This is a genomic window from Carboxydothermus islandicus (genome assembly GCF_001950325.1).
Lineage (GTDB): Bacteria > Bacillota > Z-2901 > Carboxydothermales > Carboxydothermaceae > Carboxydothermus > Carboxydothermus islandicus.
Map to the genome: position 1 here is coordinate 46,501 of NZ_BDJL01000038.1, position 23,261 is coordinate 69,761.

General features: G+C 43.5%; 16 protein-coding genes. All 16 read right to left on the reverse strand.

Annotation, left to right across the window (positions count from 1 at the left end; genetic code table 11):
* Positions 1-5: 5 nt before the first annotated feature.
* A complete protein-coding gene (locus tag ciss_RS06740) occupies positions 6-437 on the reverse strand; it encodes an NADH-quinone oxidoreductase subunit B family protein (protein ID WP_075865523.1) in 432 nt (143 codons plus the stop codon).
* Between the two features lie 12 nt (positions 438-449).
* The gene (locus ciss_RS06745) at positions 450-1,415 is read right to left on the reverse strand and encodes a respiratory chain complex I subunit 1 family protein (protein ID WP_075865524.1); all 966 of its coding nucleotides are present in this window, start codon (positions 1,413-1,415) and stop codon (positions 450-452) included.
* 2 nt (positions 1,416-1,417) lie between these two features.
* Entirely contained in the window at positions 1,418-5,242 is a 3,825-nt protein-coding gene (locus ciss_RS06750) for a proton-conducting transporter transmembrane domain-containing protein (RefSeq protein ID WP_077177490.1), read from the reverse strand.
* Between the two features lie 151 nt (positions 5,243-5,393).
* The gene (locus tag ciss_RS06755) at positions 5,394-6,197 is read right to left on the reverse strand and encodes an ATP-binding protein (RefSeq protein ID WP_077177491.1); all 804 of its coding nucleotides are present in this window, start codon (positions 6,195-6,197) and stop codon (positions 5,394-5,396) included.
* A 156-nt stretch (positions 6,198-6,353) separates the two neighbouring features.
* Positions 6,354-7,019 (reverse strand): Crp/Fnr family transcriptional regulator, encoded by a 666-nt coding sequence (locus tag ciss_RS06760; RefSeq protein WP_075865526.1) that lies wholly within the window; start codon positions 7,017-7,019, stop codon positions 6,354-6,356.
* Positions 7,020-7,195: 176 nt separating this feature from the next.
* Entirely contained in the window at positions 7,196-8,413 is a 1,218-nt protein-coding gene (locus ciss_RS06765) for an anaerobic glycerol-3-phosphate dehydrogenase subunit C (protein ID WP_075865527.1), read from the reverse strand.
* Entirely contained in the window at positions 8,406-9,587 is a 1,182-nt protein-coding gene (locus tag ciss_RS06770) for an anaerobic glycerol-3-phosphate dehydrogenase subunit B (protein WP_075865528.1), read from the reverse strand. The genes ciss_RS06765 and ciss_RS06770 overlap by 8 nt, the downstream gene beginning before the upstream one ends.
* A complete protein-coding gene (gene glpA, locus ciss_RS06775; RefSeq protein WP_075865529.1) occupies positions 9,580-11,166 on the reverse strand; it encodes an anaerobic glycerol-3-phosphate dehydrogenase subunit GlpA in 1,587 nt (528 codons plus the stop codon). Before glpA ends, ciss_RS06770 begins: the two co-directional genes overlap by 8 nt.
* 192 nt (positions 11,167-11,358) lie before the next feature.
* A complete protein-coding gene (glpK, locus tag ciss_RS06780) occupies positions 11,359-12,861 on the reverse strand; it encodes a glycerol kinase GlpK (RefSeq protein ID WP_075865530.1) in 1,503 nt (500 codons plus the stop codon).
* Between the two features lie 31 nt (positions 12,862-12,892).
* Positions 12,893-13,603: an MIP/aquaporin family protein gene (locus ciss_RS06785; protein ID WP_075865531.1), complete on the reverse strand. Its 711-nt coding sequence runs from the start codon at positions 13,601-13,603 to the stop codon at positions 12,893-12,895.
* A 348-nt stretch (positions 13,604-13,951) separates the two neighbouring features.
* The gene (locus ciss_RS06790; protein ID WP_077177498.1) at positions 13,952-14,521 is read right to left on the reverse strand and encodes a glycerol-3-phosphate responsive antiterminator; all 570 of its coding nucleotides are present in this window, start codon (positions 14,519-14,521) and stop codon (positions 13,952-13,954) included.
* A gap of 248 nt (positions 14,522-14,769) precedes the next feature.
* Positions 14,770-17,877 carry a molybdopterin-dependent oxidoreductase gene (locus ciss_RS06795; protein WP_075865533.1) on the reverse strand — a complete coding sequence of 1,036 codons (3,108 nt, stop codon included), beginning with the start codon at positions 17,875-17,877 and terminating at the stop codon, positions 14,770-14,772.
* Position 17,878: 1 nt separating this feature from the next.
* Positions 17,879-19,120 carry an NrfD/PsrC family molybdoenzyme membrane anchor subunit gene (gene nrfD, locus ciss_RS06800; protein ID WP_235837266.1) on the reverse strand — a complete coding sequence of 414 codons (1,242 nt, stop codon included), beginning with the start codon at positions 19,118-19,120 and terminating at the stop codon, positions 17,879-17,881.
* Between the two features lie 23 nt (positions 19,121-19,143).
* Positions 19,144-19,785, reverse strand: a complete 642-nt coding sequence (locus ciss_RS06805; RefSeq protein WP_075865535.1) for a 4Fe-4S dicluster domain-containing protein — start codon at positions 19,783-19,785, stop codon at positions 19,144-19,146.
* A gap of 348 nt (positions 19,786-20,133) precedes the next feature.
* Entirely contained in the window at positions 20,134-21,465 is a 1,332-nt protein-coding gene (locus ciss_RS06810; protein ID WP_075865536.1) for a sigma-54-dependent transcriptional regulator, read from the reverse strand.
* Positions 21,449-23,257, reverse strand: coding sequence for an ATP-binding protein (locus tag ciss_RS06815; protein WP_075865537.1), 1,809 nt, complete (start codon positions 23,255-23,257; stop codon positions 21,449-21,451). The genes ciss_RS06810 and ciss_RS06815 overlap by 17 nt, the downstream gene beginning before the upstream one ends.
* Positions 23,258-23,261 lie beyond the last annotated feature (4 nt).

Below are 23,261 nucleotides of genomic sequence, written 5' to 3' on the forward strand. Positions count from 1 at the left end.
CTCCTTTACAACCTGGTTTCCCAAATTTTGATAGCTTCAATAATCCCATCAATAATCGCTTGTGGCCTGGGAGGACAGCCCGGTACATTGACATCTACCGGAATATAGTTATCAATCGGGCCGGTAATGGCATAACTATCTCTAAATACCCCTCCAGATATGGGACATACTCCTATGGCTACCGTCACCTTGGGATCAGGAATTTCCTCGTAAAGGCGCAAAACCTTTTCCCTAACCCGGGCAGTTAGAGGACCAGTAATTAAAACAATATCCGCATGTTTTGGGCTTCCACAATATTTACATCCCAAGCGTTCCACGTCATAACGAGGGATACAGGCTGTGGTTGCTAATTCCACATCACAGCCATTACAGGAGCCCGCATTTATTCGATACAGCCACGGTGATCTTTTGGCGATTTTGGACAATAGCTTTGTCATCCGGACACCTCCCTACCCTTTAACTAACGTTAAAACCAGGCTGATTAACGCCAGTGCTGTCGGATACTTTAGATAAAATTTAAAGGCCTGGTCAATTCGAATCCTTCCCGTACTGGTGCGAACAATGGTTATCGAAATAACCAGTAAGATTAAATATTTTAGAAAATACCACAAGAGATTGAGCATGGTATTTTCGCCCAAAGGCGTGGGAAAAAATAATGCTACGGCTAAACCCAGTACCACAACCATTTTTAAGGCATTTGTCAACTTAAATAAAGCCAACCAGCTACCGGAATATTCCAGGATTGGGCCTTCAACTATTTCCGTTTCTGCTTCAGGAATATCAAAAGGAACCACCCCCATTGTACCGGGGATAAAAATCAGAAATGCCACTAGAGCCGGTAACATGGTGTAGTCAAAAAGTAAGGCTCCGTTTTCCAGTTGAAACCCGACAATTTTACTTAAAGAAAAGGTAGCAATACCCCCGGTTTTTAACCCAACCTTTAAAGCAACGGTTAACAGTACTAACAGTAAAGGCAACTCATAGGACATCATCATGACCATTTCTCTGGAAAAACCTACAGCTCCAAAGGGTGAACTGGAAGCAGAACCACCGATCATCAAGGCAATGGCAGGTAATGACAGCAAATAAAGCAAAACCAGCAAATCTCCCGAAAATTCAAGACCCTGGTATACGCCAGCGATAGGTATCAAGATCACTGCTACAATCATCCCGGCAAACCCCAGCAAGGGCGCTAACCTGAAAGCCTGCAGATGCGCAGTTTCCGGCACGATTATCTCCTTCCTGGTTAATTTGACCAGGTCAATAAAGGGCTGGTATAGAGGGGGGCCAACCCGCCTCTGGAAGCGGGCAACAATTTTTCGGTCAATTCCCATCAGAAGCAATCCCAGGACTATAGCAAACAAGCCTCCAGGAAAGATGAGAAGATTAAAAATTAAATGGCCAATATCCGTCACAATTATACCCCCTTACCCAGGCCGGTAATCCGGTATAAAACTTTAATGCACTGTTTAATCAAGCCTTTTGGCGATTCATAAAGATTGTGTGAATTAACATGCACTTCTTCGGCCGTTAAATCAGTTACCCCGCATGTATAGATTTTGGTATATCTGATTTTCCCTTTACCAATCGAGTAAATACTAACACCAGCAATAAGGGCTATTGTCAACAGGACAGCAATAACTCCGGCGTTCCACGCCCCCAGCCCAGAATTAATCCCAAAGAGCGAAACCGAAACCGGTGTTAGGCCCAACCAGCTCTCGATAGCTGCAATGGTAGTAAGTGGTATTCCCGGGAAAACCCCAAAAACTATACACAAAACAGCCAAAATCACCATAGGTATTTGCATCGTCCAGGGTACTTCAGTTACTTTCTCTAACTCCTTTGGTAATTGACCAAAAAAGGCTGAATGTAAAAACTTAAGAAAAGAAGCTAAGGTCAAAACACTTGCTAACAAAGATAATAACGCTAAAAATACAAATCCTTTTTCCATGGCCGCTTCATAGATTAGCCATTTGGAGGTAAATCCATTAAACGGCGGAATGCCGGCAATAGAAAATGCCCCAATCGCAAATGCCCCGAGAGTCACCGGCATTTTTCGGCCTATTCCTCCTAACCTATCCAGATCCCCAATACCGGTTTTTACCATAATGGCACCGGCAACCAAGAAAAGCAGGTTCTTAAACAGCATATGGTTAACTAAATGCAATAATCCTCCAGCCAGACCTAAAGAAGATCCCAGGCTTATTCCTAAGATGATATAACCCATTTGACTTACCGTATGATAAATAAGCAGACGTTTCATACCACTTTGCAGCAGAGCCAATGCAGCAGCCATTAAAATTGTCAATCCGCTCACCCAGGCAAGGATATACATGAGGCTCGGCATCTCTCCTACCTGGCTTAACTTGCTTATAAGAGCAATGCCGCCAAATACATAAAATAATTTAACCATCCCAAAAGGCGCACTTTTTAAAAGCACCGAAGAAATATAGCCGCTAACCGGTGTTGGGGCCGTTGGTGGATGCATTTGATAATCGATGCGGAAAGGTAACATGGCAGCTTTCATGGCAAATCCAATCAACATCAAGATTAAACCAAAAGCCACCAGACCTGTGGGCAGGGCACCTAAACGCCCGGCCAGCTCACTCATCTCAAAGGTGCCGGCGTTAACTATTAATACCAGAAGTCCCATAAGCAGCAAATTGGCTCCCACATAATTAAAGATGAAGTACTTGAACCCTTCCCGCAGGGCCTCGCTGGTTTCTTCATGGATAATTACAAAGTACAAAGTCCAGCTGCTCATAATTTCCCAGAAAACAAAGAAGTTAAAGAGGTCTTTACTTACCGCTACACCTAAAAGACCACCAATCATTAATATAAAGAACAGGTAAAAACGATTCTGGGCATGTTCATGTGCCATGTAACCCAGGGAATAGAGTAAATTTAAAACACCAATAAAGGCGATAAGAAATGCAAAACTCCTGGAAAACATGTCCAGGCCAGAAGATGCCGCTAATGCTGTGGTAAGCGTTGCCACCATAGTCACAACTGCTAACCAACCGCTAACTTTAGCGGAACGTTTTCCGAAAAAGTAAGCAAAGAGAGCACCCACCATCGGAATTAGCGTAACTACTGGCCAGGAGATGGTAATTTCAGGAATAGCCGTTACGGCCATATGTCCTTTAGCTGCAATCAAATCAGCCACCGGCTTAATTAATGCCAGACCTGCCTGCGGATATACGCCATTAAAAATGGACAAACCCGTTAAAATCCCAATTGGTATCAACATTGTAATCGGTACTTCCGACAGGGCAGGACCTTCATACTTTTCAAAGAAAATAATCCTTATAAGCTTCAGATAATAAAAACCACCAATGATACTGCCTAAAAGGATTAAACCTGCCAGTACCAGATGGCCAGATTGGACAAGCGCGTAAAGCATTAAAAATTTACTGATAAAGCCGTTAAACGGTGGCAAACCCATTATGGCTAAAATCCCGATACTAAAACATAAAGACGTTACCGGCATTACCCGGCCAATACCTTTGAGCTTAGCAATTTCCTGACTTTTTAAGCGTAAGATTAAAGCTCCTACAGCCAGGAATAACAGGTTTTTCATAATAGCATGATTTAAAATATGGTAAAGGGCACCGATGATACTCAAATAAGTCCCTATTCCCAGAGTAATTACTATCTCCCCTACCTGAGCCATCGTTGAATAGGCCAGCATTTTCTTAACGTCGGTCTGCAAAAGGGCCATAATTTCGCCGTACAAAAGGGTAAGCACCCCAAGCAGGGAGATTATAAACCCAATGGTGGAAAATTGACCGGTAGTGCCCAACTTAGTTAATAAGCTTACACCAAAAACAACCAAGAGAATCCGTATAAGTCCGTAAATACCGGTTTTGGTCAAAATCCCTGACATGGGCGCCGAAATCGAAGAAGGCGCTACCGGGTGAGCATCCGGCAACCAGCTATGCAGCGGCACCAACCCTGCTTTAACCCCAAAGCCAATAATAAACATTCCTAAAACTGCCAACATAAAACCTGGAGATAAGACCCGTAAATTTGCCGAAATTGTCGTCAGATCTAAGGACCCAAGTTTTACATGCAAGGTTAAAATTGCCAAAAGCATAATATACGCTCCGGAGGTACACATAATAAAATATTTAAAACCGGCGCGCAGAGCTTTTTGAGTTTGCTCTTGAATAACCAAAAAATAAGAAGTCCAGGTCATTAATTCCCAGAAGACATAAAAATTCCCCAGCTCCTTGCTGGTGGTTAAACCAAGCAAGGTACCCAACATTAATAGTAAAAAGAAGAAATAACGGTTTGCGTACGGTTTAGCTTTAAAATAATCTACCGAGTACAGGGTAACCAGAAAACCGATAAAGGCCATAATCAAAGCAAAAAATTTAGATAAACTATCATAGTCACCGGCAAGCCAGGTTAAATAAACCGTTATGCCGGTAATGCCAACCGCCAGGATATTACGTAAGGCCCGGGAAAAACAGCCTACAAGATAGACGATAAATCCACCCACATAGGGAACGAGAACAAAGGAAGACCAGGGGGATTCAAAGACAGGCAATTGGTCCGGGCCTACACCCCCTAACAATGCGGTGGCAGCACGTTCAGCACTGTGAATGAAAGGTTCCGGAAATAAGCCCATTAAAGCGGTAAGAACACCCAAAACCAGCAAAACTGCCATTAAACCCGGAGAAGTTTCCCTGACTTTTTCGGCACCGGGCTCTTCCTGGACCGGAGCTTCAAAGCACAGCTTTTGAAAAACCAGTAGGAAATACACTGCCTCAATGATACTACCAAAGGTAGCTATTGCCGCCGACAACCAATGCCCACTTTCAATCGTAGCGTAAATAATTAAAAATTTACTAATAGAACCTTTAAAGGGCGATAAACCCATCACCGAAAACAGCCCAAAACCAAACAAGGTTGCCGTAATCGGCATTGTCCTACCTATACCTTGAAGCTTTTCCACGCTGGCAGAATGACCTCGAAAAATAAATGCCGCCGCAGCTAAAAAGACTAATCCTCTCATTACAATTTGATATTCCAAATGCAAGAGAGCTCCCGAAGTTCCCGCATAAGTACCCGTGCCCAATCCTAAAAGTACGTAGCCTATTTCCGCAATACTGGAAAGAATCAATAATTGAATTAAGTTTTTCCACCGCAGTAGGGCAACCAGTTCCCCAACCAAAAGAAGCATTACCCCAAACACAGCCGGTAACGAAAGACCATTATTTAAAAAACCTAAATCCACATTTCTTTCCTCCTCCCTGTTTGTGATTGTGTATTTTTTCGCGTGAAGGGAACCTTTTCTTTCCTTAATCTTCAATCGCCCTATTTACCAAAAGATAAAAAACTTTCTCCTAAAGATTTTTACTGCTAGCTTACGCTAAATAGACGAACATTCAGCTCTCTTTTTTCACTTCTTCCAATAAGCGTTTTTTAATTCTATAACCTATGGCAACGATTTCGGGAGCTTGTTCAAATACGCTTACCCCGGATAAATCTGCTAAAATTAGTGTCGGATTGTAAGGAATGAAACCTAAAATCGGTAAAAAGTTCAGTTCTTTTCGAATTATTTCCTCATCTCCCGGACGCACTTTGTTAGCCACTGCAAAAACCTTAGTAACTCCTAAATCTCTGGCTAAAGTTACTACCGCTCTTGCTGTTTGAAAACTCCGCTTACCCGGCTCAACTACAACTATGAAAGCATCTACCCCTCCTGCCGTACCGCGCCCTAAATGCTCCAGACCTGCTTCCATATCAACAACCACAGTTTCCTCGGCTTTTAAAACCAGGTGACGGAGAAGATGTTTAAGTAAAACACTTTCCGGACAGGCACACCCCGAACCACCTCTGATTACTTTACCCATTTGCATCAACAGGATGCCATCGTGCTCTACCACATATTTTTCAGGAATATCATCAACCCGCGGATTCAGGATAAAGTACTGACCGGAGGTTCCCGGTTCAGCACCGGTCCGCTCCTTGATAAGCTCTTTATCCTCGGAAATGGCCGTCAGTTTTTCTAAAACCTCCACCGGAAACCCTAAAGCTGTGCCCAAATTGGCATCTGGGTCGGCATCCACAGCCAGTACTTTCTTTCCCTCACGGGCAAAAATATAACAGAGCAATGCAGCCAGGGTTGTTTTTCCTACCCCGCCCTTGCCGGAAACAGCAATTTTCAGTCCTTTTTCAAACACCTTCATCAACTCCTAACATTTAAGTAATATCTTTAATGAACAACTTTTGAAAACGATCTACGAATTTACGCTATTCTTAGCATAGCGAAAAGATAAAAAAAAAACTGTCGTTTATCCGACAGTTTTCCAAGAAAATCGACAAATCATTTTGGAAATTCCAAACTATACGCCTGAGGAAATTTCCTTTAATTTTTGTAAGTCTTTTAGCAAGAGTGTTCGCTGGTTCACCCTTTCTAAGATCCCCATTTTTTTGAAATCATTGAGCAGAACCGAAACCGTTTGACGGGTAGTCCCCAACATCAAAGCAATTTCTTCCGTATTTAAACCAAGCTCTAATTTTATTCCCTGCGGTACCTTTATCCCCGTATCCGTCGCCGCTTGAACTAAAAATTCTGCAAGTCTCAATCGAGCATCTTTAAAAACCAAGCCATTAATTATGGTAAGGGAGTTTTTAAGTAAATCCCCCAATACTTTAACCATATTTAAACTAAAAGCCGGGAACTCAACAACAATATTTTGGAAGTTATGGATATCGGTATACAATATAGTTGTTTCTTCCATTGCCTGGATAAAAGCCCTGGTATGGGTGCAGAAAATATCACCTGCTTCCAAAATAGCTAAGGTAAATTCCTTATCCTCATAGGTAAGATAAACCCTTACCCTCCCGGACTTAACTAAAAATACCAGGTTTTTCTCAGTATACGGAGTATATATAATTGCCTTTTTCGAAAACCGCTGTTCCCGAAACTCTTTTAAGAGCCAAGAGTATTCCTCCGAATTCAGGAGATCCAACAAGTTAGTGTCGGTTAACCTCATTTGGGTGGACATAGTCCTGCCCCCTTAGCTTTTGTTGCTAATATTTTTGGGCAATCTCTAGGACATTATACCAGATTCCGTTTGCCTTACAAAGCATAGCAATTATGTGTAATGCTACGTAAACTTAAAATTTCGAATTTCCTGCTTCAACCTTAAATTCTACACAGCCCTGCCGCGTTCAGGCAGGTTTAGCTTTCTTTTGTAATTTTTTCAGCTAAAAGCTCTAACGGATGATACACCGGCAGGCCACTTACATTGTTAAGCTGCACTCCGCACATCCCGCACTCGGTAACAAGAGCTTCGGGTGCATGGCGGTCTATAGCCTTTTTTAGATTTTGGCCGATAGCTTCGGTTATCGGCTCTTTTTCTGCCTTTAAGCCGTAACTTCCCGAAAGGCCGCAACATCCGGCATCCAACGGCACTATTTTATTAACCGCCACTTCGTTTAAAAGCTCCAACCCCGGAGTTCCTACTCCCGATGCTTTTAAATGGCACGGTTCATGATACGCATACTTGCCCTCTATTGGCTCACACTCCAACAGTTTATCAATTTCTTGCAGTCCCCTTAAAAACTCACCAGCCTCGTAGAAATACGGCACAAACTCCCTTGCTTCTTCGATTCCAAGTAACCCCCCGTACTCTTCTTTAAAAGTTAAAAGGCAGCTTGGACAGGAAAACAGTACGGGAGTCCCATCCTTTACATATTTTTTGAGCTGGCTTAAATTAAAATGAGCAAATTCTTGAGCAGTATCAAGTCTACCATTGCCTATTGCCGGCTGACCGCAACACTTAAACTCCGGAACGATAACCTCGTAATTTAAGCGGTTTAAAATTTTCACCAGAGCTTCTCCAACTTCCGGCTTATTATACTCGGTAAAACAGCCCGGAAAATATACAACCTTGTTTTTCGGTTTATTTACTTTTTGCCGGTAACTACCAAACCAGCGGGAAAAACTCTTGTGAGCGTATGCCGGAAAAGAAATATTTTCTGATATTCCAAAAAGGGTTTTGCCTATCAGTCGAAAGATTTTTATCTTCGTAAAGAAGTTTACCAAACCAGCAAAATTTACCGCAATCCTTCCAAGCAAGCGGGGATTGGCAAAAAGCTTTTCCCTTAATCTAAATCCTTTTTTCTTTAATTTTTCCGCCCGGGTAAGCTGGTTTAACGACGCCACCGGAACTCCCGAGGGACAGGCAATTTCACAGTTTTTGCAGTTAGAGCAGTACTCTATTCCTTCGGGGTAATCTACTTTCGTTTCAGCGTTTAAAGAAAGTCTGAGCCAATCGGGGCCAACCGCTTTGGGGCCGGGAAAATCAGGATTTACCTTGGCTACAGGACAGTTAGCGGTACAGGTGGAACATTTGGCACAATGATTTAGAGTTTCCAGAGAAATATCTTTAAGCATTTCTCCTCACCTCCCCATCTCCCAAAGCTAAAAGCCCCGCTTTATAGCCGGTAGCTAAAGCTAACCCCAGCCCGGAATTATTTTTTAAATAATTCGAGTTCGCTAAAATACTTCCCGCCCCATAAAGATTTTCTAATTCCTTAATTGGCCGCAAATACTCATCGGTATATATCCCAGAAGCTAAAAAGTTAAAGTCTTCGGCAAAGTTCCGGGGGAGATAAACTTTAGACTGAAAGATTGGCTCACAAATTTCCTCTGTATTAGCCCGCAAACCTTTACCCCAGAAAGATCCCGTAGCTAACACAAAAGCTTTACCAGAAATCTCCCGTACCCGTCCGCCAGATTCTTTAATTTTAATCGAAGTTACTTGCCTTAAATTTTTTTTATATCCTATTACCTCAGCATTAAAGAGAAAATTTACTCCCATTTCTTTTAAGCTGCTAACCAATGCTTTATGGAGCCTTTGACCGGGAACAGACGGAAAACCCCCGGGAAGTTCCACTACCTTTACTCCTAATACTTCCTCCACTTCTTTAAAAAGCCTATCTTCCGGTAAATCTCCCAAAACTGCCGGAAAGACCATTAAAGTTTTCGGCCTGGCATAAGGTTTTAAAAAAGCTATAAGCTTTTCCTTTAGCTCCCCTCTGGTTAAAGCCTGGGCAAGCCAGGTAGTATTAACGGTTCTGACGCCGGGTTCAAAGTAAACTTCCTCGGTTTCTTTTAAACCGGGAAATATCCCGCTTTTTTTAGCGTAATAAAGAAACATTTTAGGAGAAAAATCGAAATAACCCTTGAAGCCAACCGCTATAATTCGCTCATAACTATCAGGATTTTCCAGAAACATGCTTTCCGGAACAAGGCAGGAGTTCTTTACCGTCCCAAGGGTCGTAAAAATTCTGGTCTGCTCAGAAGGTGAACCTACATAATTTAATCCACACCTTTTGACTAAGTACTTAAAAAAGTTAAAGCTCTCCTCCACTACCTCTCGTACTTTAAAATAAGGACTGCCTTCTTCTCTTTCTAAAAGCCCGGGATTAAAATCGATACAGCCGGAAGACAAGCTTAAAGCCCCCTGGCCTTTAGCCACAACCAAAACCTTTTTTTGCCTTCTGGCTCCCGCTCCTGCAGCCATTAAACCGCTCATTCCTGCCCCGATTACAACTAAATCATACATCGTCCGTACCTCCAAAGAGACTAAAATTACACCCGTATAGACCGGTTAAAAGCTCTGCTTCCCGCAGCTGTTCACCCCAGAGAAGATGTTTTTGCCCAGCATAGCGGTTTTTAAGAAACTCTTTAAGCTGTTCTAACGGCTCTTGAGATTTTTCCAGTAACTCCGTAAAAGCAACCCCTAACCCCCGGTGGGCACAGTTTAAGCCCTGACAGGTGCCCATCCCCAGGCGGGTTTTCCGCCGTAAGTCTTCTAAATTATGGGTATCTTCCCACCGGGCCACTTCTTTAATTTCAGCCACCGTTACTCCTTCACATTCGCAAAGCACCTGTTTTTCTTCAGTAACACCCTTTAACCTTTCTTCAATTTTCGGTGCGCGTACGATATAACGCCGGGCAATTCTATTCTTCTCTTCCACCGCAAGTGCTGGAGTCAACGGAATTTCTGAAGTCTTACTCTTCCTATCAATCCCTAAAAGCTTTCCTATATAGTCACCGGTTTTTTCGGCCATTAGCCGATAGGTGGTAAGTTTGCCCCCTACGAGACTAATAAGCCCTTTTAAACCATCATTCTTTTCATGATCAATGATGACAAAATCCCGGGAAATGCTCCGGCTATCCTGGCTATTGCTTTCTTCTCCCAAGTATAACGGCCGAATTCCCGCAAAAGCTCGCAACATCCTTAGTTCTAAAACTTCAGGAATTAGCTCTTTTCCAATTTCTAAAAGCTTTGTTATCTCTTCGGGAGTTGGTCTTAATATTTCCGGGTTATCAACATTAACAGAAGTCGTGCCCAGAATAGTTATTGTATGGTGTGGAACCCAGATATCTCCGTCACTGGGAGGCCGCAAGCGGTTAAATACTTTTTGAAAAATCCGCTGGTTAAAAGCAATTAGGGTACCTTTATTTTGTAAAAGATTCACTTTTACCCCGGCAAGCTGGGCTACCTCCGCCGCCCAGGCACCGGCAGCATTTACCGCTACTTCGAATTCTACAAAAACTTCCTCGCCGGTAAGGGACGAACGAAGTTTAGCTGCAGTTAACCGTCCGTGTTGCTTTTCAAAACCCTCCAACTGGTGATAGGTTAAATACCTTCCGCCATACTCTTCAGCCTGCCAGACATTGGCCCAGCACAAACGAAAGCCGTCAACAGTGCCATCGGGAACTTCAAAAACTCTCTTTACTTCTTTTGTTAACAAGGGATATTCCCTTTTTAGATGATTTGGGTCCACTTCTCGAACTTCAATCCCCGCCTTTTGACACCCATCAAGCCATTTTGCGGTGTATGCAGGGTCATCGGAATTTAGTTCAATAAAATATCCTCCAGTTTCTTCGACACAAGTAGGAGCAATTTTCTTTAAAATTAAGTTTTCTTCAATACACTCCCGGGCCGCATTCGGGTCTTTGACAGCATACCGGGCTCCGCTGTGTAAAAGTCCATGAAAACGCGAACTTGCCCCGTGAGCAATATCTTTTTGTTCCACCAATAGGGCATCTATGCCCCTTAAAGCTAAATCCCTTAAAAGTCCTGTGCCGGTAGCGCCTCCACCGATAATTAAAACCGTTGTTTTCAGTTTCTTCATCCATATCCCACCCGTTGCCTATTTAAAATGGGAGCAGCTTTAGCTACTATTAAACAAATTTACAGTGGTCGACCGTAAGTCGTATGTTACCAACCACTTACCACCAACCACATACCACTATTAAAAAAGCCGTATAGCCATCCCAAAGGATGGCAATACGGCGTTCTTAGTCTCCAGCCAGTTTATTTTGTTTTACTCCTCTACTTCCCAGTCCCGGGCACGGGTTACTGCCCGCTGCCAGCCTTTATATAATTTTTCTCTCGTTTCCACATCCATAGTCGGTTCAAAACGGCGGCTTACTTTATACTTGGCAACCAGTTCTTTCTTATCGACCCAGAACCCAACGGCCAAACCTGCTAAGTAAGCAGCACCCATGGCGGTAGTTTCAATGTTTACCGGCCGTTCTACCGGAACTCCCAGGATATCGGCCTGAAACTGCATTAAGAGATTGTTAGCAACAGCACCGCCATCTACTTTGAGAGTCTGAAGTTTAATGCCCGAGTCAGCTTCCATTGCTGATAAAACATCCCGGGTTTGATAGGCCATAGATTCTAATGCAGCTCTTACGATGTGGTATTTATTAGTACCCCGGGTTAAGCCTACAATCGTGCCCCGCGCCCGCATATCCCAGTAGGGAGCCCCAAGTCCGGCAAAGGCAGGAACGATGTATACCCCACCGGTATCGGGCACTTTAGAAGCAAAATATTCCGAATCGGCTGCGCTTTCAATAAGTTTTAGCCCATCTCTCAACCACTGAATGACTGCACCGGCAATAAAGATACTTCCTTCCAGGGCATATTCTACCTTACCGTCAATCCCCCAGGCAATGGTGGTTAAGAGACCATTTTTCGATTCATAAACTTTGTCACCGGTGTTCATCAGCATAAAGCAACCGGTACCATAGGTATTTTTAGCCATTCCCGGTTCAAAGCAGGTTTGACCAAATAAGGCCGCCTGCTGGTCTCCGGCAATACCGGAAATCGGAATAGCATGACCAAAGAAAACATTAGGATCGGTTTCCCCGTAAATGTAACTTGAAGGCTTTACTTCCGGAAGCATCGAGGCCGGAATGCCAAGTTCCGCTAAAAGTTCTTCGTCCCACTTAAGCTCCCGGATATTGTAAATCATCGTCCGGGAAGCATTGGAATAGTCGGTAACATGGACTTTTCCGCCGGTTAACTTCCAGACAAGCCAGGTATCAATGGTGCCAAATAACAGTTCGCCTCTTTCGGCTTTTTCCCGGGCACCTTTGACATTATCTAAAATCCACTTAATCTTTGTGCCCGAGAAATAAGCATCAATAACCAGACCGGTCTTATAACGAACCTTTTCTTCTAAGCCTTTTGCTTTTAACTCATCGCAAATCCCTGCAGTTCTCCGGCACTGCCAGACAATCGCATTATATACAGGCTTTCCGGTATTTCTATCCCAAACTACCGTGGTTTCCCGCTGGTTGGTAATACCAATAGCCGCAATTTCTTCAGGGTTTACGTTGTAACGGGCCATTAACTCGGCAATAACCCCGTACTGAGTGCTCCAGATTTCTTCCGGATCATGTTCAACCCAGCCCGGCTTGGGATAATGCTGGGTAAACTCCTTCTGGGCTACGCCCACGATATTGCTGTCCCGGTCAAATAAGATTGCCCGGCAGCTGGTGGTACCCTGGTCAAGAGCCAGAACATACTTTTTCGTCATGAAATTCCCTCCCGGTTTGTATTATACTTGATTAAAATACCATTTGATATAAAATCGCCCCAATTAAACCACCAATGATAGGCCCTACGATCGGCACCCAGGAGTAAGCCCAGTCAGAACTTCCTTTGCCGGGAATAGGTAAGATTGCGTGAGCAATTCTGGGGCCTAAGTCCCGGGCCGGGTTAATTGCATAGCCTGTAGGACCACCAAGGGATAAACCTAATGCCCACACCAAAATACCTACCAAAAGGGGAGCTAAACCAGATGCAGCAGGTTCTTTATTTACGCCTAAAGCAAGTACCCCGAAAACTAAAGTAGTCGTTCCAATAATCTCTGTTAGAAGGTTTGCGGGATAATTTCTAATAGCAGGGCCCGTACTAAATACCCCTAATTTTGCTCCTGGATCATCGGTTTCCGCCCAGTGGGGAAGGTATGCTAACCACACAAGGACAGCACCAATAAATGCGCCTAATATTTGAGCGACAATGTACATCGGAACTTTAGCCCAGGGAAACTGTCCAAGATAAGCTAAAGCAATGGTTACCGCAGGATTTAAATGGGCACCACTTAATTTTCCGGTAGCATAAACGGCAATAGCCACCCCAAAAGCCCAGCCAGCAGTAATCACAATCCAGCCGGAATTTTGACCTTTCGACTTGTTTAAAACAACGTTTGCGACAACACCGCCACCAAATAAGATGATAATTGCCACACCAATCAATTCACCAATAAATGCTGTCATTTTCTTTTTCCCTCCTGAAATTTTTGTTTAAAGTATTTTAGGAAACAGTGTTAGTAGCCCCCTCTTTTCTGTTATCCCCTCCTTATTTTTTTAATAAATAGAAAAGCCCTCCCTGGATACAGTAAGCCTGTACCCAATTGGAGGGCTCTCCATTTCTCCAGCCCGCATACAGTATCCATTAACATTGGCAAAACAAAAAGAGCCTTTAAGTAAAAAGCATCTCCCTTTACTTAAAAGGCTCTCCTGTTCTCCCGCCACAAATCTTCATCTGCTATTAAGTGTAGTCTAAGAAGAGTAATTTGTCAATATATTTTTACAATTCTAAAAATGTTCATTTTTTCACAATTATTAAACATTACTTAAAAACCAAAGCGCTGTTTTATTGGTACTTACCGCTGTAAAACCTTTGGACAATGCTTCCTTTAAATCCTCTTCCCCTTGAATTAGCCCTCCGCCAATCACCGGAAGGCGGGAAGTTTCTTTAATTTCCCTGATGATTTTTGCTGGAACGGTAGCTGGAAGGATTTCCACTCCATGAGGTTTTGATTCAGCAAGCTGCTTTAAGCCACTTCTAACCGCTTCCGAATCAATGATAAAAAGCCTTTGAATGGCAACAATTCCTTCTTTTTTAGCCTGCCGGGCAATTGAAGTTTTTGTGGTAATTATCCCTTCCACCCCGGCTTTGACCAAATACTTGACCGCTGCTTCATCTTTTCCCAATCCTTCAATTAAATCAAAGTGGACAATCAACTTTTTCCCGGCAGCTCTGGCATGTTTTAAATAGTCTCCCAGGGAGTTAATATCCCCAAACAGCAAAAACATTATTTTTACCGAAGGAATATTTAAAACTTCACGAAAATCTTCAGGATTTCTTAACGCGGGGATTACCTTTTGCTGGTTAATTAAATCTATTAGCACTTTTAATTTTACCTCCCTTAAGAGTCTTTCTACCATTTAAAGTTTACTACTTTTTTAAAAAAAAGCAAAAATTTTTTAAAGCCTCTATAGGTAAGATGATAATCACCAACTCAAAAAAATAAGCCCTGAAGCTTGCCATACCGTCATGCCCGATTAACTACACCTAAAAAACAAAAAGGCTCTGGTTACACCAAAGCCTTTTTGTTCAATTCTAAACCAACCTTTTTAAAATAATATTCTCGACAAGCTTAAACCTTAACTATTTCCACCCGGGTATCCAATTCACTGGCTCCGCCGCCAATAGGATCGGACAAACAAGCATTTTTCAATGTTACATCTACCAGTTGAACGGCATTGGCAGCAAAACCAGTACCCCTTCCCAAAGCAAAACCGATATCATTTTTTCCTGCCACCCATTGGGTATGCCCGTAGGGTTGAACGGCATCAATTTTTTTACCGTCAATCCAAACGGGAGATGCGCCATAAGCAAAGTGGCCGTAATTATAGCTGCATCCCACTACTCCGGGTTTAATGCCATTAGTTACCAGGGCCTTACCTTGCACTTCAAAGTTTGGAGATATAATTTTAATGGTATCTCCGGAACTAATCCCGCGTTTTTTGGCATCTACCGGATTAATCCAAACGTAATTTTCCGCCTCTATTTCCCGTAGCCAGGCATCGCTGATAGTACGGTGCTGTCCGATATGTCTTGCTTTCCAGTTAATGAAAATAAGAGGATAATCAGCATTCTCCACCTTTTTTCCGTTATAATAAGCGATTTCTTCAATCCTGGGCAGGCCGTCTAAAGGTTTACCGGTAAATGAATGTTTTCCTTTGGCCACTTTTTCGGCGTAGAAATTAACCTCAGAAGCTAATTTATACTTAAGGTACGGACCGTCATATTCATTCCCCTGCTCTTCAAATCTACCTCCCCGATTAAGAACATAGACCACCCGACGCCACTCTTCCGGCTTTACCGCCCGTTTCCAGGCCTCCAGATCAAAAAACTTCCCCAACGCTCTTTTTCTTGCCCTTTCAAAGATTAACAGTTCTTTGTCATCCGCTTCCGGTACGGGCTTTTTCCCATCATAGGCAATATTGGCCACCAGCTTAAGGTAAAAGTCCTCGGCCCTGTCCAGGGAACTCCCATCCGGAAAAGCCCCGGCTCCCACCCCCGGCAACTTTAACTCCTTGGCCAGGTCAATAAAGAAATCTTCCATCTGCCGGGCTTCAGGATAAACCCGGGTTACCGGTTGTTGAATATGGGTTTCTTTCAGGGGGAAATTAGGATAGATAACTTCAAATCCCCAGCGTTCCAGGTAAGTTAAATCAGGTAAAATATAATCGGCATAAGCAGCTGTTTCACTGATAACCACATCGGATACCACCAAAAGGGGTATAGCTTTCTGATCTTTTAAAATCTCTCTGTGGGCCATCCCAACAGGCACCGACAATATGGGAGAGAACCGATGAATAAACAGGGCCTTGATAGGATAAGGATAACCTTCAGCAGCACTGGGTAAAGCCTCATGAATATTGTTAGCGGAATACTGGAACCAGGGACGCTTGGCCGGGTAACCATCCCGCTCAAAAAGTGTTGTCTTTTCATAAACAACCTTGTTCCGTACCAGCGGAATGCCCCAGGCTTTAAATCCTTTCGGTACTTTTAACAGATCATACCTGCCCTCGAAAGGATTAAACTTCGCCCCGGTAGTCATACTGCCCCCTTTCCAGTCATAGTTACCGATCAGGTGGTTAAGGCAGTTAATAGCCCGCAGATTATAGAAACCATTGGTATGCATTGCCGGGCCCCGGTAGGAGGTAATAGCCGCTTTTTTCCCATGAGAAGTAAACTCCCGGGCCAGTTCGATAATCAGCTGCGGGTCGATTTCGCAAATCCTGGCATATTCCTCAATGGTGTACTCCATAACCCGCTCTTTAAACAGGGTAAACACCGACTTGACATGGATACCGTTAATGACCGTATCCACTTCCAATTGTCCTTCGGTAGCCTGGTCATGGGGTACAGGCTTGCCATTCTGGATTACCACAAACTGTTCTTCCGTTCCAATCCCGAGATCACTGGCCCTTAGCTTTGGCTTTCCTTTTGCGGTCAAATTGACCAAATAAGTTGCATCGGACCAGGTCGGTTCCCCGTCAGCTTTTGCTGCCTCCTTGTTGGGATTGGTTAAATATCTTAAGTCATAACGCTCGTTTTCTATAATCCAGCGGGCCATACCCAGAGCTAAAGCCGCGTCGGTTCCCGGTTTAATCGGTACCCAGATATGAGCCTTTTCAGCAATCCGGCTCAATCTTGGGTCCACCACCGCCAGCTTCATCCCTCTTTTGAGAGCATTCATAATTTTGGGCGCAAGCCAGGTAGGTCCTTTGTTGGCCACCAGCGGGTCCGTTCCCCAGACAATAAGAAACTCAGCATTATCCACATCGGCGTACATTCGCTTTTTCGGTTTTTCTGAATTAAACGATTGCACATTCCCGATTACACCGCTGACACCACAAACACCAGCATGGTCAAGACTGTTAATGCTGCCAAGGGTCTGGCTCCAGAATCGTTCTTTGAAAAAATCCCGCCGGTCACCAAAAAAGCCTACAATTTGATTAGCCTTGGGTCCCAGATCCGGATGTTTAGTGTCGATAAGCACATCTTTATACTTTGCATCAAATTCTTCCTGGGACATCTCTCCTTTTTTCACCTTTTCCCAATCGGCCATTACCTCCTCTTCGGAAACAAAGGCCCAGATGCTCTTTAGCCCTGGAGTTCCCAGATCGGGGCTGCCATAGACAATTTCCTTTAACGCTTGCTCCCAGCTAATACTTTGCCATTGCCCGCTTCCCCTGGGACCAACCCTTTTCAGAGGCGTTTGCACTCGCAAAGCATCATAAGCAGTTTGGATGCCGGCCTGGCCTTTAAGACAGGTCCGTCCACCCCTAAAACCTCGTCCCTCCTTGGCTATATCACCGCTACCTTTAGCTGCTTCATCCACAGGAGTCTTGTACGGAATCTGTCCAAAAGGTTGCATATTAAGGGGACTATAAGGATTGCCGGCTATCTTTCTAATATAAGAAGTAGGACCGTTTCCTTTAGCAGGGGTGATTACCGCTTTTATTGTACAATGGGTATTACACTGTTCACAGGTGGTATAGATAACATCTTCGGCACCGTAGTCTAAGGTTTCTTTACCCGTCCCGTGAGGATCATCTAAAAACCAGGATTCAACCGCTGACTGTTCCGACCCTAAAGCTGCAGTTGCCATTAAACCTACCCCCGTCAGAACAGCGCTGGTTTTAAGAAAACTTCTTCGGCTGATTTTAGCCGGCTTCTTTTGTTGATCCATATTATTTTCCCTCCCTTAATTCTTCAACAGTATCTATTGGTAATGCTTTAATGGCTACCGTATATAAAAACAGGCCAAAAGCCACTATTCCTAAACTACTAAGCCATTCAACCGGAGAAGGATAATAATAACCCCAGGGTAACCCCTGTAACACCGGTACAATTAAAGGGGGTACCACAATGTTAAACCGTACGCCTAAAATGCCTATTACTACCAAAATAGCCGCCAAGGTAATAGCATTTACCGATTCCTTCAGCCTGGGGTTAAAGAAAATAAACAACGGAACAACTACTCCCAAAAATATTTGTATCCCCCAGAATAACCAGGAAAACGGGCCTTGAAAAATAGTTTCGATGGTAGCCAGTTCCGTATCTTGTAGCCCATAGGCTCCAACAAAAAATTCAAAGAATTCCATACCCGCTTCTATAAGGAGAAAAAAGGCTAAGAGTCCGGCCAGGGATTTAACCATTTCCTTATCAACCTCACGTCCCATCAACTTGGTCCGGATCACATAAAACACCAGTAAGAGAGCGATACTCGCGACCAGAGCAGATACAACTAAGATTACCGGGAGAAGTCCGCTATTCCAGAAGGGCCGGGCTTTAACCCCTGCAAAAAGCATACCTTCCCCCCCTAAAACTCCGAAAATAGCAATGGGAATTCCAATTGAGCCTAAAATTTTCAACCATTTGTGGTCACGTTTTTTGGACTCTTCGCTTAGGTCGGTACTGCCAAAAGTAAGGAAGCGGGCCAGAGCTGCTTGCCACCCTGTTCCTTTAGCAACCCGAATTAAATCCTGTCGCATGGATAAATAGAGTTCAGCAATTAATAAGCCAATATAAATTACATAAAAACGAACTTCCCAGGCCAGCATGCTGGTAAAATTCCAGTAACGGAAGGTATGCCAGAAGCGTTCCATCCTTCCCAGATCCAATAAGATAAAACACAAGGCCACAACCATACTAATAATGGACACCAGCAAGGCATCCCGTCCAATTTTCTCATAGTGTTCTATTTTAAAAACGTAAAACATAGTAGACAGGAGAAAAGTGCCGACGCTTAAACCCACAAAAAAGATATAAAAGGCTACCCAGGCCCCCCAGGTCGTCTCACTGGTCAAATTAGTAGCGACCAATCCGACCCGAATTCGTTCGATAATCGCCCAGCCACCGAGTGCCATTAATAAGACGAGTACCCCATACCAGGCTTTAGTCAATCGTTCGCTGTTTTTCACCGCACTCACATCCTCCTCTTAATCGTTTACAATTATTTCAGGTAGATGACTCTGGGTTTAGTCCCCATCTCTTCTTTAAGAACAAAAGCCCTTGGGCTTGCTGCCAATTTAGAGACCACACTTTCCGGATCGTTAAGATCGCCAAAATAGCGGGCATCTCCCGGACAAACCTCAACACAGGCCGGTTCTTCTCCGCGCAACAACCGGTGATAGCAGAACGTGCATTTGCGAACATTCCCTATTGGAGATTTACCCTTCTCCCGTTTGCCCCGGTCGACACCGTATTCCGGAGCCTGCACCTCATTACATCCAACCATCTCCTGGCTGTAATCCAATCCAAAGTCAAAATACCTGGCTCCATAAGGGCAACTTATAATACAATAGCGGCAACCGATACAGCGGTCATAGTCAATAGCGGTTATCCCGTTTTCCATTTTATAAGTCGCTTTTACCGGGCAAACCTGAACACAGGGAGGCCGGTCACACTGCATACAGGGTCTGGGCACATGAACCCTGGTAACACTGGGAAAAGTTCCCCTCTCCTCCGTAATTACGATATTGTAAGTCACTCCCGGCGGAGTCCGGTTCTCTGCTTTACAGGCCACCGTACAAGCATCACAACCAATACATTTTTGCAAATCAATTACCATTGCCCATTTTTTATCAGCGCTCACTGCTTATTCCCCTTTCCAATCACAAAGTAAGCTGTTACTGTTAAAACCAAGCGTTCCAGTCTTACGAATCCCCCAAAAACTTACTTCAATGTTAGTTTTAACCGCAGTCCGGAACTGATAAACTTTAACACTCTTTTCACAAACCTTAGCAGTAATCCACACCACTAAATATTTTTGAACCTAAACGGTAAATTCCATTTTATAACTCCCCGGAGAGTTTATTTTTTCGTTTATTAGAAAAGCAAATATCATGCCAGCACCAAAAAGCTTTAAAAACTGGACAATAATAAAAAACCCCCTGACATTTTGTCATACTATCGTGTCAAAATGTCAGGGGTACAGTTTAAGTTATTTCTTTAATTGATATTCCTCAATTTTACGATAAAGATTGCGAACGCTAATTCCCAGCAGTTCGGCAGCTTTGGTTTTATTCCATTGAACCGCCTCCAAAACCTGTTTGATATATCTTTTTTCCATTTCTTCCAGAGTATAAATCTTTTTCGGTTCCTCTTCACGGGGAAGACAGCCAAAAAGGTCTTCCTTTTGAATTTTATTCCCGGTACTGAGTAGCAGCCCCCGTTCCAGGATATTGAAAAGTTCCCGGACATTCCCGGGATAATCATAACTCATGAGAGCCTTCATGGCCTCCGGAGTAAGTTCCTTTTTTACTCCGTTACCCACCTTTTGCAAAAAATACTCTACTAATAAGGGTATATCTTCTTTCCGTTCCCGCAGAGGGGGAACCCGAATCTTGATGACATTCAGCCGGTAATATAGATCTTCCCGGAAATTACCTTTAGCTACTTCTTCTTCCAGATTTCGGTTGGTAGCCGCTATTACCCTGACATCCACTTTGCGTAAACGGACATCGCCGACTCTCCGAAACTCACCGGTTTCCAAAAATCTTAACAGTTTTACCTGTAGTCCCAGTTCCATTTCACCGATCTCATCCAAAAATAGAGTCCCGCGGTGAGCGCTTTCAATTAAACCCATTTTTGTGGTTAAGGCTCCGGTAAAAGCTCCTTTTTCATAACCGAAGAGCTCGCTTTCCAGAAGTTGGGCCGGTAAGGCTCCGGAGTTGATAGCAACCAATGGTTGCTGAGCTCTATTGCTCCACTGGTGAATTGCATTGACAATTAATTCCTTACCGGTACCGCTTTCTCCTTCAATCAGCACCGGTGAGTCGGAAGCCGCCACCTTTTTCGCTAACTCCAGCACCCTGGTAATAGCCTGACTTTTACCAACAATTATTTTGGAACTTCTATCCCTGCGCAAAACTTCTTTCATTCCCAAATTTTCTTCCAGTAACTGCCTTTTCTCATATGCTTTTTGCAGGGTAATCTCCAGCTCTGCCAGATTACAGGGCTTGGTTAAATAATCATAAGCCCCAAGCTTCATCGCTCCAATGGCAGATTCTATGGTACCGTGCCCGGTAAGGATAATCACCTGAAGATTTTCATCTAATTGCCTGGCCCGTTGCAGCAGTTCTATTCCATCCATTCCCGGCATTTTAATATCAAAAATTGCTAAATGAAAAGTTTCTTCCTTTAAAAATTGGAGTGCCTCTTCACCGGTTCCCGCTCCCTTAACTTCATAGCCTTTCCGGTTTAATCGTTGAATAAGCAAATCCCGAAAATTTTCCTCATCATCAACTACCAGAACTTTAATTGTTTCCTTCATCTTTCTCACCTTCTTTCCGCTCTAACGGTAAAATAATAGTTACCGTTGTTCCCTTACCTAACCGGCTGCTAATTTGAATATCCCCTTTCATTTCTTTAATAATACCGTAACAAATCGATAGTCCAAGTCCGGTACCTTTACCCAACGGTTTTGTAGTATAGAAAGGATCAAAAACTTTCTTCAGCTCCTCCTGGGCAATGCCTGTTCCGGTGTCAATTATTTTAATTACTAAATCTTTTTCTCTTTTTTCAGTAACCAGTTTAAGCCGACCTCCCGTTGTTTCCATAGCATCCAGAGCATTACCGATAATATTGAGCAAAACCTGTTGTAGCTGGGAAAGGTCCCCTTTAACCACAGGCAAATCTACATTAAATTCTTTCTCAACCTGGATGCCGAGTTGTTTAATCCGGTGATTAACCAGGGCTAAAGTATCTTCCAGCAATTCGTTAAGATTTATATCAACCATATGACCGGCAGGTTGTCTGGCAAAATTCAACAAACTTCCGGTAATTTTTTTGCACCTTTCGATCTGTTTACAGATTACCTGTAAGTATCTCGCCAATTCCCCGGAGCTGTGAAGCTCCTTTACATCTTCTTCACTAATCCGCTCTAACAGGTCCTCAGCATAAGCCGAAACAGTAGCTAAGGGATTATTAATTTCATGGGCTATTCCAGCAGCCAGTAGACCTAAAGCTGCCATTTTTTCCGTTTGAATAAGCTCTGCAGATTTTTGCTTTATCTGTTGCGTCATAAAGTTAAAAGCATCTACCAATTGACCGATTTCATCATTGGTAGTTTTAGGCAAGACCAAGTTCAATTCGCCGGCAGCCACTCGTTTGGCCCCTTGTTCCAAGACTTCTATAGGTTTGGTAAACCGCAAAGCAAAAAGAATACTGATTATGACAACCAAAACTACCACTAAAATAGTTACTATTAGAAACTTGATTTTCAAGGCAGTAACAGGCTGATAAGCCTCACGGACCGGTATTTCCACTACTGTTGCCCAGCCTAATTGTTTAATGGGAGCATAAACCCCCAATACTTCCTCGCCGGTAAAGGATACATATCTTAAAGGTAATCTGCCTCCATTCTCTTTCCCCTCCATAAAACGGCGGACAGCAAGGCTGGAGCTTACCGGCGTTTGTTTTAAAACCTGACTGAAATCTTCATGGGCAACTAATTTACCCTCTCTATTAACTACAAAAATGTCGCCTTTTTGGTTACCGTACTTGGCCAGGACGGTATTCATAATAGCTCTTAAATTAACTTGAACATAAAAACCACCTTTAACTTCCCGGGTCAGCAAATTTTTAACAGGGATAATTAAACTGACCATAGTACGCTGGTCAGAAGTCTGATAGCTTTTGACCATCCCTTCTTTGCTTAAGAGTTCCGGGTCCACTTGGGACAGTTTTTGGGTAGTAATTACTTCCCGTTTGGATACCCGGGCAACCTCTCTTCCCCAGGCATCCAATAGACTAATATCTTCAACGGCCGGTATATCCCGTAAAAAGATATAAAGGAATTTTTCCTGGCTTTCCCGATCCTGCTGCAAAAGCGCTTCCCCGAAAACATTACCGGCAGCGGAAATTTTATCTTCTATTCCGGAAATTACCTGACCGATGTCTATAGCTATCCCCTTTACCAGATCAGTGTTCCGTTGCTGGATGGATACCAGCATATCCTGTTCGGCGGCCCGGACATTGAGATACCCCAGGGAAGCCAGAGGAACAATAGACATTATAATACCAAAAGCTAAAACCTTTACTTTTATTCGATTCCAGATATTCATCCCT

Bases quoted from the DNA above. Each gene is read 5' to 3' on its own strand.
- ciss_RS06740 (WP_075865523.1), bottom strand. From the start codon at position 437: ATGACAAAGCTATTGTCCAAAATCGCCAAAAGATCACCGTGGCTGTAT.
- ciss_RS06770 (WP_075865528.1), bottom strand. From the start codon at position 9,587: ATGTATGATTTAGTTGTAATCGGGGCAGGAATGAGCGGTTTAATGGCT.
- glpA (WP_075865529.1), bottom strand. From the start codon at position 11,166: ATGAAGAAACTGAAAACAACGGTTTTAATTATCGGTGGAGGCGCTACC.
- ciss_RS06760 (WP_075865526.1), bottom strand. From the start codon at position 7,019: ATGTCCACCCAAATGAGGTTAACCGACACTAACTTGTTGGATCTCCTG.
- ciss_RS06785 (WP_075865531.1), bottom strand. From the start codon at position 13,603: ATGACAGCATTTATTGGTGAATTGATTGGTGTGGCAATTATCATCTTA.
- ciss_RS06810 (WP_075865536.1), bottom strand. From the start codon at position 21,465: ATGAAGGAAACAATTAAAGTTCTGGTAGTTGATGATGAGGAAAATTTT.
- ciss_RS06755 (WP_077177491.1), bottom strand. From the start codon at position 6,197: ATGAAGGTGTTTGAAAAAGGACTGAAAATTGCTGTTTCCGGCAAGGGC.
- glpK (WP_075865530.1), bottom strand. From the start codon at position 12,861: ATGACGAAAAAGTATGTTCTGGCTCTTGACCAGGGTACCACCAGCTGC.
- ciss_RS06795 (WP_075865533.1), bottom strand. From the start codon at position 17,877: ATGGATCAACAAAAGAAGCCGGCTAAAATCAGCCGAAGAAGTTTTCTT.
- ciss_RS06815 (WP_075865537.1), bottom strand. From the start codon at position 23,257: ATGAATATCTGGAATCGAATAAAAGTAAAGGTTTTAGCTTTTGGTATT.
- ciss_RS06765 (WP_075865527.1), bottom strand. From the start codon at position 8,413: ATGCTTAAAGATATTTCTCTGGAAACTCTAAATCATTGTGCCAAATGT.